Source organism: Thermus sp. (assembly GCF_056332225.1).
Genome location: NZ_JBWGQW010000021.1, coordinates 18,093 through 31,569 on the forward strand (window position 1 = coordinate 18,093; position 13,477 = coordinate 31,569).

14 protein-coding genes and 1 pseudogene are annotated in these 13,477 nt (G+C 68.5%); 6 read left to right on the plus strand and 9 right to left on the minus strand.

All coding sequences use genetic code 11. From position 1 onward, the window contains the following. Positions 1 to 24: 24 nt before the first annotated feature. The 6 genes from AC01Y6_RS05830 to AC01Y6_RS05855 form a co-directional block, all read right to left on the minus strand. Entirely contained in the window at positions 25 to 1,851 is a 1,827-nt protein-coding gene (locus AC01Y6_RS05830) for a type II secretion system protein GspD (RefSeq protein ID WP_476670682.1), read from the minus strand. An 11-nt stretch (positions 1,852 to 1,862) separates the two neighbouring features. Continuing rightward, on the minus strand, positions 1,863 to 2,804 hold the full coding sequence (locus tag AC01Y6_RS05835) for a competence protein (protein ID WP_476670683.1): 942 nt from the start codon (positions 2,802 to 2,804) through the stop codon (positions 1,863 to 1,865). Next, entirely contained in the window at positions 2,801 to 3,388 is a 588-nt protein-coding gene (locus tag AC01Y6_RS05840; RefSeq protein ID WP_347241666.1) for a type IV pilus inner membrane component PilO, read from the minus strand. Before AC01Y6_RS05840 ends, AC01Y6_RS05835 begins: the two co-directional genes overlap by 4 nt. Continuing rightward, a complete protein-coding gene (locus tag AC01Y6_RS05845; RefSeq protein ID WP_428720507.1) occupies positions 3,378 to 4,001 on the minus strand; it encodes a flagellar protein FliT in 624 nt (207 codons plus the stop codon). The genes AC01Y6_RS05840 and AC01Y6_RS05845 overlap by 11 nt, the downstream gene beginning before the upstream one ends. Next, positions 3,994 to 5,127, minus strand: a complete 1,134-nt coding sequence (gene pilM, locus AC01Y6_RS05850) for a type IV pilus assembly protein PilM (protein WP_347241668.1) — start codon at positions 5,125 to 5,127, stop codon at positions 3,994 to 3,996. Before pilM ends, AC01Y6_RS05845 begins: the two co-directional genes overlap by 8 nt. Positions 5,128 to 5,250: 123 nt before the next feature. After that, positions 5,251 to 6,255, minus strand: coding sequence for a homoisocitrate dehydrogenase (locus tag AC01Y6_RS05855; protein WP_347241669.1), 1,005 nt, complete (start codon positions 6,253 to 6,255; stop codon positions 5,251 to 5,253). A gap of 303 nt (positions 6,256 to 6,558) precedes the next feature. Between AC01Y6_RS05855 and guaB the strand changes: the two genes are divergently transcribed. Beyond that, entirely contained in the window at positions 6,559 to 8,040 is a 1,482-nt protein-coding gene (gene guaB, locus AC01Y6_RS05860) for an IMP dehydrogenase (RefSeq protein WP_428721594.1), read from the plus strand. Between the two features lie 10 nt (positions 8,041 to 8,050). Here the strand turns inward: guaB and AC01Y6_RS05865 are convergent, their stop codons facing one another. Then, positions 8,051 to 8,287 carry a hypothetical protein gene (locus AC01Y6_RS05865; RefSeq protein ID WP_347241671.1) on the minus strand — a complete coding sequence of 79 codons (237 nt, stop codon included), beginning with the start codon at positions 8,285 to 8,287 and terminating at the stop codon, positions 8,051 to 8,053. Between the two features lie 40 nt (positions 8,288 to 8,327). On the opposite strand from AC01Y6_RS05865, the gene AC01Y6_RS05870 reads away from it, so the two are divergent. The 4 genes from AC01Y6_RS05870 to AC01Y6_RS05885 all read left to right on the plus strand — a co-directional run bounded on the left by AC01Y6_RS05870 (position 8,328) and on the right by AC01Y6_RS05885 (position 10,878). Further along, positions 8,328 to 8,786, plus strand: a complete 459-nt coding sequence (locus AC01Y6_RS05870; protein ID WP_428716643.1) for a hypothetical protein — start codon at positions 8,328 to 8,330, stop codon at positions 8,784 to 8,786. Positions 8,787 to 8,955: 169 nt separating this feature from the next. Next, entirely contained in the window at positions 8,956 to 9,252 is a 297-nt protein-coding gene (locus tag AC01Y6_RS05875; protein WP_476670686.1) for a hypothetical protein, read from the plus strand. A 9-nt stretch (positions 9,253 to 9,261) separates the two neighbouring features. Continuing rightward, the gene (locus AC01Y6_RS05880) at positions 9,262 to 10,617 is read left to right on the plus strand and encodes an FAD-binding oxidoreductase (protein ID WP_476670688.1); all 1,356 of its coding nucleotides are present in this window, start codon (positions 9,262 to 9,264) and stop codon (positions 10,615 to 10,617) included. A gap of 102 nt (positions 10,618 to 10,719) precedes the next feature. Beyond that, positions 10,720 to 10,878, plus strand: a complete 159-nt coding sequence (locus tag AC01Y6_RS05885) for a nucleotidyl cyclase domain-containing protein (protein ID WP_428719810.1) — start codon at positions 10,720 to 10,722, stop codon at positions 10,876 to 10,878. On the opposite strand, the gene AC01Y6_RS05890 is transcribed toward AC01Y6_RS05885, so the two are convergent. Together AC01Y6_RS05890 and aroF are read right to left on the minus strand one after the other, a co-directional pair. Beyond that, positions 10,863 to 11,942 (minus strand): prephenate dehydrogenase/arogenate dehydrogenase family protein, encoded by a 1,080-nt coding sequence (locus tag AC01Y6_RS05890; RefSeq protein ID WP_476670689.1) that lies wholly within the window; start codon positions 11,940 to 11,942, stop codon positions 10,863 to 10,865. The genes AC01Y6_RS05885 and AC01Y6_RS05890 overlap by 16 nt on opposite strands. Beyond that, complete coding sequence (aroF, locus tag AC01Y6_RS05895; protein ID WP_476670690.1) at positions 11,939 to 12,973, minus strand: 3-deoxy-7-phosphoheptulonate synthase; 1,035 nt, start codon at positions 12,971 to 12,973, stop codon at positions 11,939 to 11,941. Before aroF ends, AC01Y6_RS05890 begins: the two co-directional genes overlap by 4 nt. Positions 12,974 to 13,218: 245 nt before the next feature. Here aroF and AC01Y6_RS05900 point away from each other — a divergent pair. Further along, positions 13,219 to 13,477 (plus strand): annotated as a pseudogene (locus AC01Y6_RS05900) (IS4-like element ISTth2 family transposase); the annotation flags it as partial.

The window sequence follows — 13,477 nt, forward strand, 5'->3', positions numbered from 1 at the left end:
CGGCCCCAGGACCCCTTTGGAGGATCAGGGCTTCTGCGCCTGTTCCTTGAGGATGTCGGCGGTGATGACCACGAGGAGCTCCCGGTCGGTGGTCTCGTTGGTCCTCTGCTTGAAGAGCTCCCCGATGAGGGGGATGTCCATGAGGAAGGGCACCCCTTGCTGGGTTTGGGTGTTCTCCTGGGAGGTGAGGCCCCCGAGGACCACGGTCTCCCCGTCCCTGACCCGGAGGGTGGTGGTCACCACCTGCTTGGTGAAGCGGTCCACGTCCCCGTCCACGGGGTTGCGCTGGACGTTCCCCGAGACCTCGGCCTTGAGGTTGAGGAGGATCTGGCCGTCGGCGGTGATCTGGGGGGTGACCTCCACGATGATGCCGATGTCAAAGGGGACCCGTTCCACCCGGTCCCCCACCACCCGGCGGATGAGGAAGGTCTCGCCGGACTGGAGCCGGGCGGTTTGGTTGTTGAGGACCGTCTGGTTCACGTCCCGGAGGGCCCGGGAAAGCCCCTGGCGCTGGAGGGCGTCCAGGGTAGCCACGATGTTGAGGGCGGCGAGGCTTCGCGTGGAGTCAAAGATGAGGGAAAGCCCCGAGTCCAGGACGCTGGCCACCACGTTCCCCCCGGCGATGGTGTTCCACTTCAAGCCCAGGTTCCGGGTGAGGTTGGACTGCACCTCCTGGATGCGCACCCTGAGGTTCACCTGGGGCACCGGTTGGTCCAGCTTGGGGATGAGGCCCTCCACCAGGGCGAGCTCCTCCTGGGTGCCGGTGACGATGAGGGTGTTGGTGCGCTCGTCGGCCACCACGGTGGCCTGCCGGGGCTGGGCTTGGGCCTCGGCCTGGGGCTTCCTCGCCTGCAGGGCCTCCTGGAGGACCTTGGCCAGCTCGCTGGCCTTGGCGTTGGAGAGCTGGTAGGCCCGCTGGGAAATTTTGGGGACATCCGTGATCTTGAGGAGCTCGGCGAGGCGGGCGTGGTCCTCCTCGGTGGCGAGTACCAGGGCTTTCTGGGGATTCGTGGGCACCACGTTGATCTGGACCTCGGGAAGGCGAGACTGGAGGAAGGCGAGGAGTTCGGGGAAGGTGGCGTGGGTGAGGGTGTAGGTCCTTTCCACCCGCGGCTTGGGCTGGGCCAGGGCCGGGAGGGGGCGGAAGTCAATCCCGGCCCGCCTCAGGAGGTCGGAGAAGCGGGCGTGCTGCTCGGGGGTGGCGAGGACCGAGAGGATGGCCTTGAGCTTCCCGCCCTCCTCCACCACGATCCAGTTCACGTTGAGCCCGACGGCCTCGCGGGAGAGGAAGGGGAGGAGGTCGTTCTGGACCCAGGCCTTGGCGCCCTCAATGTTGGCCACGGACCGGGTCTGCCCCTGGGCGTCGCTCTCGGTGCGCTTGTAGGCGATCTCGGGGATTCCCACGATGTAGGGCCGCCGGTCCATGGCCCCCGCGCGGCTTGGGGCATCCACCAGGGCGGTGATCACCTGGGTGGGGGCCACCACCACCACGTCCGGGGGCAGGAAGAGGTAATCCAGGTTGTACTGGGCCCCGTAGGTGGCGAAGAGGAGGTCCCACACCTCCCGGAAGGGCTTGCCCTGGAAGTCCAGCTTGACGTTGGGCAGAGGGGGCTGGGCCTTGGCGGGGTCCCCCGTGGGGTCAAAGGCCCGGTAGATGAGGGGCTGGAGGCCCACGCTTCTCGCCAGGGCCTCGAGGACCACGTCCAGGGGCAGGGTGGGGATGGGCCCGGCCTTCACCTGGCTCTCCGAGACCTTCAGGTTCACCTTGGTTCCGAAGCGGAGCTCGTTGGGAAAGCTTCCCGCCAGGGCCGAGAGGCCCAGGGCCGCCAAAGCCCAGACAAGGGGTTTCATAAGGGTTCCTTTCACTGTTCACCTCCAGCCTGCGCGCTCACAAGAGGAAGGTCCAAGGTTTCGTCTTTGAGGGCCAGGACCACGCGTTCGCCCTCTACGCGACGGATCACCGCTTCGCTCCCAGGGATGGAGCCTCCCACGGGAAGCACCAGGTAGCCTTCCTTGCTCTCCAGGATGGCCACGCTCACGGGTCCGAGGAGGGTCCCCGCGAGCTTAAGCCCCTTCTCCTCTACCAGGGCTTGCAAAGGGGTCTTGGGGATGGTGGGGGCCTGGCTTCCCGGCTTCGCCTTGGAAGGTCCGGGTGGGAGAGCTTCCACCAGCCCCGTCGGGGCGGAGGGGAGCACCGGGGGTTCCGGGAGGGCCAAGGGCGCTTCGGCCCTGGGCCTGGGGGCCATGACCTTGGGGGCGGGCAGGGCTCCGGCGCTTCCCGGGAGGGGCCTGGGCCCCGAGGAGAGGCTCGGCGTGGGAAGGGGGGTGCCCGGGCTTACCCGCACCGGTGCCCCCCGGGGCACGGGGCTCGGCCAGACGGTGGGGCTTGGGGCAGGCAAGGGGGAGGGACTCGGGGCAGGCAAGGGGGAGGGACCTGGGGCGGGGGCCTCCACCAGGAGGGGCACGAAGGGGTTGGGAGGGGTGGCCTCCTTCTGGGCCTGGGGAAGGGGAAGCTCCTGGGGCTTGGTTGCCGTGGGGGTTTGGGCCTTGGGCGTAGGCGGGGCGGCCTGGACGGGGGCGGGCTGGCTAAGGGGCGGGATGGGAAGGACCTCGAGGGCCTTGGGTTCCTCTCCGGAAGGGGGGCTCGCCACCTCCACCGGCCCTGAGGGCACCTGGGCGGGGAGGTAGAAGCCCACGTACCAGAGGCTCACCGCCCCTACCAGGAGAAGCCCCGCCAGGAGGAGCTTGGTGGACTGAGGAAGGTTTTCCCAGGAAGCGGGAAGGCGGGCCAAAAGCTCCTTCACCGGGTACCTCCTTCCTGCGCTGGGTTGGCCTCGAGGTCCTTGGCCAGCATGTAGAGGGTGAGGGTGAGGCTGGTGGAGAGGATGGGGTTCACGCCCTGGTCCTGGACGCTCAGGTTGAGCCCGGAGAGGGAGCTAAAGCGGGAGAGGCCTTCCAGGCGCCTGAGGTAGGCGTAGGTTTCCGGGAAGGGGCCTTCCAGGGACAGGGCCAGGCTCACCGCCCGCACCTCGGGCACGGGAGCGGTGGTGGGGGAACGGGTGAAGGAGCGCACCACCACCCCGCTCCGGTTCGCTTCCCCCAGGATCTCCGAGAGCACCTCCGCCAGGCGCTCTTCCCTGGGGAGGGCCCGGAGGAAGGCTTGCTTTTCCGCCTGCAGGAGGGCGATGGCGGCCCGGAGCTCGGGCAGGGCCCTTTGGGCCCGTCGGCCCTTATCCCGTTCAGGGAGGAGGGCCGCAATCTCCTGGCGCACCACCTCCGTCTCCTGCCGCAGGGGCAGGATGCCCAGGTAGTACCAAAGGAGGCCCACCGCCAGGGTGAGGACCATGGCGAGCAGGGCCCACTCCCGCTGCCCTAGCCTAGCGAGCACCTTGCTCACCTCCCACCACGCCCACCCGGGCGCTAAAGGTGTAGAACCCCCGGTTCGGGTCCAGGGAGGCCCTTTGGAGCTCTATGCCAAAACGGGGAGAGGTCTCAAAGGCCCGCACGAAGCGCACCAGGGCCCCTTGGTTCAGGGCCTCTCCCTCCAGGGCGAACTCCACCCGCACCTTCTTGCCGCCAAATTCCCCGTTTTGGGCCTGGGCGTTGGCCTCCTCCTCCGAAAGGACCCGGGCTCCCACGGAGCGCAAGGCCACGGGAAGCCGCCCCCCTTCTTTGGGAATCTGGTTGATGAAGGCGGCGAGGTACTGGGACCAGGGGACGAAGTCCTTCTGGAGCCCCTCGCGGATGGCGAGGAGGGCCTCGAGGGTCTTCCGCTCCTGGACCAGGCGGTTCTGTTCCTCTATGAAGGGCTTCAGGGCCTCCACCTCGGCCCTTAGGGCGTCCCGATCCGACCTGGCCAGGGCAAGCTCCGTGTAAGCGGTGTAGTGCAGGAAGCCCAGGGTGCCAAGGACCACCAGGGCAAAGAGGGCCGCCGCCAGCCGCCACCAACCGGGCTCCACCCGCCGGCGAAGGTTCTTGGGAAGGAGGTTCAGCCTAATCAAGGGGGCTCACCCCCCTCAGGGCCAGCCCCAAGGGCACCATCATCTCCGGCCTCATCTCCTTGAGCTTTTCCAGGTCAAAGCGCTTGGGATCCACCCTTAGGCCTTCCCAAGGGTCGGGCGCAAGGAAGTTCACCCCCAGCACGTCCGTGAGCAGGGTGGAAAGCCCCCGCAGGCGGCTTCCCCCCCCGTAGAGGAAGCCCACCTCGGGCTGGACGTCCCCGAGCTGCACCCGGAAGAACTCCAGGCTTCGGCGGATCTCCTGGGTCAGGTCCACCAAAACCGGGCGGATGGCGTCGTAGATCTTGGCGGGGCTATACCGCTCCCTTTCGGCGTCAAAGTCCAGGAGGAGCTCCTCGTCCTCCGTGGGAATGGTGGCCAGCCCGTAGGTGCGCTTGACCTCCTCGGCGGTGAGGAGGTCCAGGCCGAAGCTCTTGGCGATGGCCTCGGTAAAGTCCTTCCCCGAAAAGGCGAGGATGCGGACGGCCAGGGGGCGGTCCCCTTTGAGGAGAAGGAGGCTGGTGCTCTCCGCCCCGATCTCTATGGCCACCGCCACCCGATCCGGTTCTCTCCTTAGGGTTTCCTCCAGGGGGTAGAGCCCGGCGAAGGGCTTCACGTCCAAGACCACGGGGATAAGCCCCGCCCCCCGCAAGGCCTCAATCAGGGAGGCCACCGCCTCCTGCCTCGCGGCGGCCACCATGACCTCCACCTGTTCCCCCTCGGCCACCTCGGCCAGGGGGTCCAGGGGGGCGTAGTCCAGGACCACCTCGTCTATGGGGAAGGGGATGTACCGCTCAGCCTCCCAGCGCACCGCCTCCTCCATCTCCTTGGGGGGCATCTTGGGCACCTGGAGGGTGCGGAGGATGACGCCGGGGTTGGGCACGGCGCTCACCACGTACCGCTTCCGGGTGCGGGCTTCGGCGAGGAGCTCCCGGATCTCCTGGCTTAGGGCCTGGGGCTCCTTGACCACCCCTTCTGCCAGGGTCCCTGGAGGTAGCGGGCGGGTGGCCAGGGCGGTGAGGGTGGGCGGGAAGCCCCGGAGCTCCACCAGTTTTAGGGCGTGGGCCCCCACCTCCAAACCCAGGGCTTCTACCCGGGGCCGGAATAGCTTGCTGAAACCTGAAAACACGGCACCTCCCCTACGCTTTCTCGGCCAGACCTTACCCTAACCTGGCCCTATTGTATGGCCACCCCTAAAGACAGAGGAAGAGGCCAAGGCTATGGCTTTGGCCTTTGACCACGGGAGGGGCTTTTAAAGGGATCGCAAGGCCGCCACCACCGCCTGGGTAAAGGCTTCCGTGGTGGCATTCCCCCCCAGGTCCGGGGTGCGGGGGCCTTTCTCCAGCACCAGGTCCACCGCCCTCTCTACCTTCCTCGCCGCCTCCTTCTCCCCCAGGTAGTCCAGCATCATGGCCGCGGAGAGGATGGCCGCCGTGGGGTTGGCGATGCCTTTGCCGGCGATATCGGGGGCGGAGCCGTGGACGGGCTCAAAGACCGCAGCGGTGTCCCCGATGTTGGCGGAAGGGGCGAGGCCGAGGCCGCCCACGAGCCCGGCAGCGAGGTCGGAGAGGATGTCCCCCAGGAGGTTGGTGGTGACGATGACGTCAAAGCGCTCGGGGCGCATCACGAGCTGCATGGCGCAGTTGTCCACGATGATGTCCTGGACGTTCACCAGGGGGAAGTCCCTGGCCACCTCCTTGACCGTGTCCAGGAAGAGCCCCTGGGTGAGGGGGAGGACGTTGGCCTTGTGGGCGATGTGGAGGGTCTTGCGGGGCCTTCCCTCGGCGATCTTTAAGGCGACTCGGCCGATGCGCTCGCTGGCCTTCTTGGAGGTGACGGCGTCGGCGATGGCCACGTCCAGGTAGCGCCGCTCCTGCTCCACGTAAAGCCCCTCGGTGTTTTCCCGGACGATGACGAGGTCCACGCCGGGGCGGCTTTGGGGGACAGGGCGGCTCTTGGCGGGGCGGACGTTGGCGTAGAGGTCCAGCCTGCGCCTCAGGTAGCGGATGGCCCCGAAGAAGCCCGGCACCTTGCGCGTGGGGCTCGTGGCCGCCCCGAAGAGGGTGGCGTGGCAGGACAGGATCTTCTCTACCGTCTCCTCGGGGACGGAGGTCCCTCTTCTCTCAAAGGTCTCCCAGCCCGCCTCGGCCTCCACGAACTCCAGGGGGAGGCCGGTGGCCTCCAGCACCTTCCTCGCCGCCGGGACCACTTCGTGCCCGATGCCGTCGCCTTCAATCAAGCAGATGCGGTACGCCATTTGCCCTCCGGGTCAGGGGTATAACCCCCTTACGGGACTATACGCTACACCGCTGGGAGAAAGGGTTAGGAGCGGGCCGCCAGAAGGCCCAGGACCAGGGTCAAGTAGGCCAGGGTCCGCAAGGCCGCCTGGCGCAGGGGCCCAAAAGAGCTTTCCCACGGCCAAAGCTTGGGCATCCTGTGCTGTAAGGCCAAGGTGCGGGCACTCTAGGAGGGGCTCAAACTCCCCGACCCCCGCGCACTTGGCCCGGAAGGCGGGGGCCTCCCCTGGACCTTTCCCGCCGGAGCCTTTACCCTGGGGAACATGTACGAGGGGAAGATCCTCTACGAGGGGCTCACCTTTGACGACGTCCTCCTTTTGCCCGGCTACTCGGAAGTGCTGCCCAAGGAGGTCTCCGTCCAGACCCGGCTCACCAAGCGGCTTTCCCTGAATATCCCCATCCTCTCCGCGGCCATGGACACGGTGACCGAGGCGGAGATGGCCATCGCCATGGCCCGGGAGGGGGGGCTCGGGGTGATCCACAAGAACCTCTCCATAGAGGCCCAGGCGGCCATGGTGCGCAGGGTGAAGCGCTCCGAGGCGGGGATGATCCAGGACCCCGTGACCCTCCCCCCCACGGCCACCCTCGAGGACGCCGAGCGCCTCATGCGGGAGTACCGCATCGGGGGGCTTCCCGTGGTGGACCTCTACGGGAAGCTTTTGGGCCTGGTCACCAACCGGGACCTCCGCTTTGAGCGGGACTTGAAGCGCCCCGTCACCGAGGTCATGACCCCCCTGGAGCGCCTCATCACCGCGCCCCCCGGAACCACCCTCGAGGAGGCCGAGGAAATCCTCAGGCGGCACAAGGTGGAGAAGCTTCCCCTGGTGGACGAGTCGGGGAGGCTAAAGGGCCTCCTCACCCTGAAGGACATCGTGAAGCGCAAGCAGTACCCCAACGCGGCCAAGGACCCCCTGGGCCGCCTTCTGGTGGGGGCGGCGGTGGGGGCCTCCAAGGACCTCCCCGAGCGGGCCCAGGCCCTGGTGGAGGCGGGGGTGGACGTTTTGGTGCTGGACTCGGCCCACGGCCACTCCAAGGGCATCCTGGAGGCCCTCCTTTACCTCAAGGAGACCTTCGGCGAGAGGGTGGAGGTCATCGCGGGGAACGTGGCCACCCGGGAAGGGGCCAGGGCCCTGGCCGAGCGGGGGGCGGACGCGGTGAAGGTGGGCATCGGCCCCGGCTCCATCTGCACCACCCGGGTGGTCACGGGGGTGGGGGTGCCCCAGATCTCGGCCATCCTCGAGGCGGTGGCCGGGGTGGAGGACCTGGGGGTGCCCGTCATCGCCGACGGGGGGATCAAGTACACCGGGGACGTGGCCAAGGCCCTCGCCGCCGGGGCCCACACGGTGATGCTGGGGAGCATGCTGGCGGGCACGGACGAGGCCCCGGGGGAGGAGGTCCTGAAGGACGGGAGGCGGTACAAGCTCTACCGGGGCATGGGCTCCCTGGGGGCCATGAAGCAGGGTTCCGCCGACCGCTACTTCCAAGACCCCGGCAAAGGGGAGACCGAGGCCAAGAAGCTCGTCCCCGAGGGGATTGAGGGCATGGTGCCCTACAAGGGCCCGGTGGCCGACGTCCTCTACCAGATCGTGGGGGGCCTGAGGAGCGCCATGGGCTACGTGGGGGCGCCCGATATAGAGACCTTCCGCAGGAAGGCCCGCTTCGTGCGCATGACCATGGCCGGGCTCATTGAGAGCCACCCCCACGACGTGGTGGTGGTCAAGGAGGCCCCCAACTACTGGCGTTAGGGCCTCCGCCCTAGGATTCGCTCCCGAAGAGCTTTTCAAAGGCCGCCTTGTCCCCCTTCTTGTGGGCGAGGCGGTAGCTGCCTTCCCTTTCCTCTACCCTGCCCTCCTGAACCAGGGCCTTCAGGGTGTCCTGGAGCTCCTTCTTGGAGAAGGGCTCACCCTCCTCGTCCAGGTAGCGCTGGATCTCCTGGAAGGTGGCGAGGCGGAGGGCCTCGAGGGCCCGCATCACCCAAGCCTTGCGGTCCATGTCACCATCCTAATCCCTCCCACCGTGGCATCCTGGGGACGTGGACCCTTATCGGGAGTACCAGGATTACGTGATGGCCTCGAGGCTCCTCGTGGCCCAGGGCCTTTCCCTGGAGATCCTCCCCTTATCCCGGTACGCCCGGCTCCGCCTGAAGCGGATGGAGCTTGTAAAGGAGGGCCGGTGGGCGGCGTTGGAGGCCCTGGACGAACGCCTGCGCTACGGTTTTTGGACCAACCCTTGGCGCCTCAAAGAGGCCCTGAAACTCCTGGGCCACGCCCCCTACCTGGCCTCCCTCGAGGCCTTTGAGGGGCTTCTTTTCCCGGAGGAAAGGGCCCGGCTCCGCTATCCCGGCCAGGCGGGGGAGTACTACCTGGGGTTTTTGCGCCTCCCCTCCCTGGTGATGGACCCCCTGGCCTTTGAGGAGGCCCTGCGGGAGCAGGAGGCCCGGGGAGAGGCACTTCCCCTTTTTCTAAACGCCTTCCACCGCGTCTTGGGCTGAAAAGAGCCGCTTGCCCCAGGTAGTAGCCTCCAACGCCCCTTTGCGGTCTTGGAAGACCGGGATACTGTGCGGCGGGGAGGCCGGGGCGGGTGGCTACCCATCAGCCCCGCGGGCGTGGTGGCCCGGCGAGTGGAGCGGTAGGGCCTCCCTCAGGGGGCAAGATACATGGGTGGACGGGCTTTGGTTTTACTGGGTGCCCGATGGGACCCCCCCTTCCGCGGCCTCGGCGGAGGAAGCCTTCTACCTGAAGGGGCCTTTCTCCGGCCTCGAGGTCCGGGGCTTCCTCACGGTGAGCCCCGAGGGCCGGGTGCTAGGGGGTGTTGGGGTGCAGGGCATCAGGGCGGAGCCTCTGCCCGATAGGCGTCTTTGGGTCCGGGGGGTGCGGGATGGGATCTTGGGGCCTTACGTGGGCGCCGTTAACGGGGTGAGGCCCGACTCCACGTCCTTTTGCGACCCCTCCTGGTAGCCTAGGCTTATGGCGCTTTCCCGGGCGCAAGGGATTCTGGACGAGCTCAAGGCGTTTTTCGGCCCCCGGGCCCTCCTTTCCCGGGCGGCGAAGGAGGTCTACCGCTACGACGCCATCCTGGTGGGGCCCGAGCCTTTGGCGGTGGTCCTGCCCGAAAGCCGGGAGGAGGTGGCCTCCTTGGTCCGCCTGGCCCGGCGGCACGGGGTGGTGCTGGTACCCCGGGGGGCGGGAAGCGGCCTCTCCGGCGGGGCGGTCCCGGAGGAGGGGGCCATCGTGGTGGCCTTCACCCGGATGGCCCGCCTGAAGGTGGACCCCCACACCCAGACGGCCTGGGCCGAGCCCGGGGTGACCACCGCCCGCATCTCCGAAGAGGCCAGGCCCTTCGGCCTCTTCTACCCCCCAGACCCCGCCTCCTACCGCACCAGCACCCTGGGGGGCAACCTGGGGGAGAACGCCGGGGGGCCCCTCTGCTTCAAGTACGGGGTCACGGGGGACTACGTTTTGGAGCTGGAGTGGGTGGACGCCCTGGGGGAGGTCCAGCGCTTGGGGCGGGACGCCTACGACCTGCCCGGCCTCCTCATCGGCTCGGAGGGGACCTTGGGCCTCATCACGGGGGCGCGGCTTAGGCTCCTCCCCTTGCCCCGGTACCGGGCCGCGCTCCTGGCCCACTTCCCGGGGGTGGAACCCCTGGCCGAGGCGGTCTCCGAGGCGGTGGCCCTGGGAGCCGTGCCCGCCCGCATGGAGTTCATGGACCCCGCCTGCGCGAACGCCGTGGAGGACTACCTGAGGATGGGCCTTCCCCGGGACCGGGCCCTTCTTCTGGTGGAAACGGACGGGGAGGAGGCGGACCTCGTGGACGAGGAGCTCTCCCTGGTGGAGGAAAGCGCCCGCCGCCACGGGGCCGAGGTGGTCCGCGCGAAAAGCGAGGCGGAGGCCGAGGCCCTCTGGCGGGCCAGGCGGGCGGTGAGCCCCGCTTTGGGCCGCATCCGCCCCAAGCGGGTGAACGAGGACATCGCCGTGCCCCGCTCGGCCCTGCCCCAGGTGGTGCGGGAGATCCGCGCCCTGGGGGAAGCCTTTGGCCTCTTCGTGGTCCAGTTCGGCCATATCGGGGACGGAAACCTCCACCCCAACATCCTCTTTGACCCCAGGAAGGAGAGCGAAGAGAAGGTCTGGGAGCTCGCCCACGAGATCGCCCGGGTGGCCCTAAGGCACGGGGGGGTGCTCTCCGGGGAGCACGGCATCGGCCTCATGAAGCGGGACTTCATGCTGGAGGCGGTGGACCCCGAGACCTTGGGGGCGCTCCACCGGGTCAAGGAGGCGCTGGACCCCCTGGGCCTCCTCAACCCGGGCAAGGTGCTTCCCTGAGGGGGATCTGGCGGGCCGCTGGGGTGGGGAGGAGTTCGCCCTCCTCCTCCCCGAAACCCACCCCTTGCGGGCAGAGCGCCTCGCGGAGGCATCAGGGAGGCGTTGGCCTCCACGGGCATCGCGGCGAGCTTCGGGGTGGCCGGCTACCGAGGGGATCTGGAGGACCTCTTCCGGCGGGCGGACCGGGCCCTCTACAAGGCCAAGTCCTGGGGAAAGAACCGCGTGGCGCGCGACACGGAGGAGGGTCAGGGAAGCCGATAGCCCGCCCCCTGGAGCACCGCCCTTGCCCGTTCCTTTTCCTCACGGGTGGCGAAGGAAAGCCGAAGGGCCCCCGCCGCCTCCCGGATGGTGAGGACCTCTATGTCCTTGATGTTCACCCCGGCCTCGCCGAGGGCGGTGGCGATCCTGGCGATCTCCCCGGGCCGGTCCGGCACCTGGACCACCAGGTCGTGCATCTCGGGGAGGAGGCTCCGCCGGACGATGGGGAGGCTGTCCCGGGTGCGCTTGGCCTCCTCCGCCGCCCGAAAGAGCGCCTCGGGTTCGTCCAGCAGGCCTTCTAACTCAAGAAGGACCCCCCTGAGTTCCTCTATGGCCTCTTTCAGGGCTTCCCTGTTCTCCACCACCATGTCCCGGCTCATCCTGGGGGACCCGGAGGCCACCCGGGTGAGGTCGCGGAAGCCCCCCGCCGCCAGGAACATGAGGAGGTCCCGGTGGGGGCTTCGCGCCACCATGCGGTTCAGGGCCACGGCGAGGAGGTAGGGAAGGTGGGAGACCCGGGCCACGAGCTCGTCGTGGAGGAGGGGGGGGACCTCGAGGGGGTAGGCCCCCAGGGCCTCCACGAGCCTCCGCACCCCCTCCCGGGCCTTGGGGCTCGTCCTTTCCGTGGGGGTGAGGACCCAGACGGCGTTCTCTAGAAGCCCGGCGTGGGCGTTCTCCACCCCGGCCCGTTCGCTTCCCGCCATGGGGTGCCCCCCCAGGTAGTGGGGGAGGAGGCCTTCCAGGAGGGCCACCACCTTCCCCTTGACGCTCCCCACGTCGGTCCAGAGGCTTTCCGGATGGGCCAAGGGGGCGAGGGCCTTCCCCAGGGTGGAGAGGGCCCCCACGGGGGCCGCGAGGATTCCCAGGGAAAGCTCCCCCACCCAGGGGCCGAGCTCGGTGTGCACCCGGTCGGCCACGCCCAGAAAAAGGGCCTTCTCCAGGGCGCTCGGGTCCTGGTCGTAGGCGTGGACCTCCTCGGCGAGGAAGCGCTCCTTGAGCCCCAGGGCCACGCTCCCGCCCAAAAGGCCCACGCCGAAGATCCCCACTTTGCCGAAGAGGGGCCTCATCCTAGGACGGGGGCGGAAAGGGTCCTGTCCAGGGCGGCCACCAGGCGGCGCGCCTTGTCCATGAGCTCGGCGAACTCCTCCTCGTGGAGCTGCTGGGCGGCGTCGGAGAGGGCCTTTTCCGGCTCGGGGTGGGTCTCCACGATGAGGCCGTCCGCCCCCGCGGCGAGCCCCGCCAGGGCCAGGGGGATGACCCAGTCCCTTTTGCCCGCCGGGTGGGAGGGGTCTATCCAGACGGGGAGGTGGGTCCAGCTCTTCAGCACGGGCACGGCGGCCACGTCCAGGGTGAAGCGGGTGGCCTTCTCAAAGGTGCGGATGCCCCGCTCCACGAGGATCACCCGCATGTTGCCCCGGGAGAGGACGTACTCCGCGCTCATGAGGAACTCCTCCAGGGTCATGCTCATCCCCCGCTTGAGGAGGACGGGCTTGCCCGACTCGCCCGCGGCTTGGAGGAGGGCGAAGTTCTGGGCGTTCCTGGCCCCGATCTGGAGGACGTCGGCGTGCTCGGCCACGAGCTCCACCTGCTCCGGGGAGAGGACCTCGGTGACGATGGGGAGGCCCGTCTCCCTCTTGGCCTCGGCGAGGATCTTTAGGCCCTCCACCCCCAGGCCCTGGAAGGCGTAAGGGCTCGTGCGGGGCTTGAAGGCCCCTCCCCGGAGCATGTGGGCCCCGTGGGCCTTCACGTAGCGGGCGGCCTTCAGGGTCTGCTCCCGGGACTCCACCCCGCAGGGGCCTGCGGCCACCATCACGTGGCCGCCCCCGGTTTTGCCCGTGGGGAACTCCAAGACCGTGGGGAAGGGCTGGACCTCGAGGCTTGCCAGCTTCCAGGGCTTGGAGATGGGGATGACCTCCGCCACCCCCGGCAGGGCCCGGAAGTGCTCCATGAGCTCCGGGGTGGGCCCCCGGCCGATGGCCCCCACCAGGGTGGTCTCCACGCCCCGGGAGAGGTGGGGCCGGTAGCCCACCTTCTCAATCTCCCGGATCACCGCCTGAAGCTCCTCCTCCATGTACCCCCGCTTCATCACGATCAGCATGGCTTCCCTCCTAAAAACTTCGGGCGCCCCCTTTTGGGGGGCGCCCTTGGTGCGGTGAACACCTACACGGAACGCAGGGCGCCCCCGGCGGGATAATAGAAGCCGAACCGACGCCCTAGGGTCCGCATAGTTGCCATGAGCTTAGGCCAAAGGGGTCCTGTTCGTCAAGCACCTCAGACCCTGAGCTCTCATCACTTTGAGGGCTGGGCCTTGACAAGGGAAGAGAAGAGGGGGGTAAGTAAGGTATGCCGCCCACTACCCCCCTTTCCCAAGTTATCACCCTCTGGGTCCATAAGGCCTTCGCCTCCCTCAGGAAAACCACCCGCTCCAACCTCGCCCTCTTCCTGTCCACCCCTGGGCCCTCACCCAAGCCCTCCTCCCTCTCCTCGTCCCTCGCTTTCCCAAAGACCGCCCCCTCCCCCTCATCGTGGACTGGACCTTCGCGGAAGACGGCAGGCACCAGGCCCTGGTGGCCGCACTTCCCCTCAAGGGAAGGGCCCTGGT

Bases quoted from the DNA above. Each gene is read 5' to 3' on its own strand.
- guaB (WP_428721594.1), top strand. From the start codon at position 6,559: ATGTACGAGGGGAAGATCCTCTACGAGGGGCTCACCTTTGACGACGTC.
- aroF (WP_476670690.1), bottom strand. From the start codon at position 12,973: ATGCTGATCGTGATGAAGCGGGGGTACATGGAGGAGGAGCTTCAGGCG.
- AC01Y6_RS05890 (WP_476670689.1), bottom strand. From the start codon at position 11,942: ATGAGGCCCCTCTTCGGCAAAGTGGGGATCTTCGGCGTGGGCCTTTTG.
- AC01Y6_RS05865 (WP_347241671.1), bottom strand. From the start codon at position 8,287: ATGGACCGCAAGGCTTGGGTGATGCGGGCCCTCGAGGCCCTCCGCCTC.
- AC01Y6_RS05880 (WP_476670688.1), top strand. From the start codon at position 9,262: ATGGCGCTTTCCCGGGCGCAAGGGATTCTGGACGAGCTCAAGGCGTTT.
- AC01Y6_RS05855 (WP_347241669.1), bottom strand. From the start codon at position 6,255: ATGGCGTACCGCATCTGCTTGATTGAAGGCGACGGCATCGGGCACGAA.
- AC01Y6_RS05830 (WP_476670682.1), bottom strand. From the start codon at position 1,851: ATGAAACCCCTTGTCTGGGCTTTGGCGGCCCTGGGCCTCTCGGCCCTG.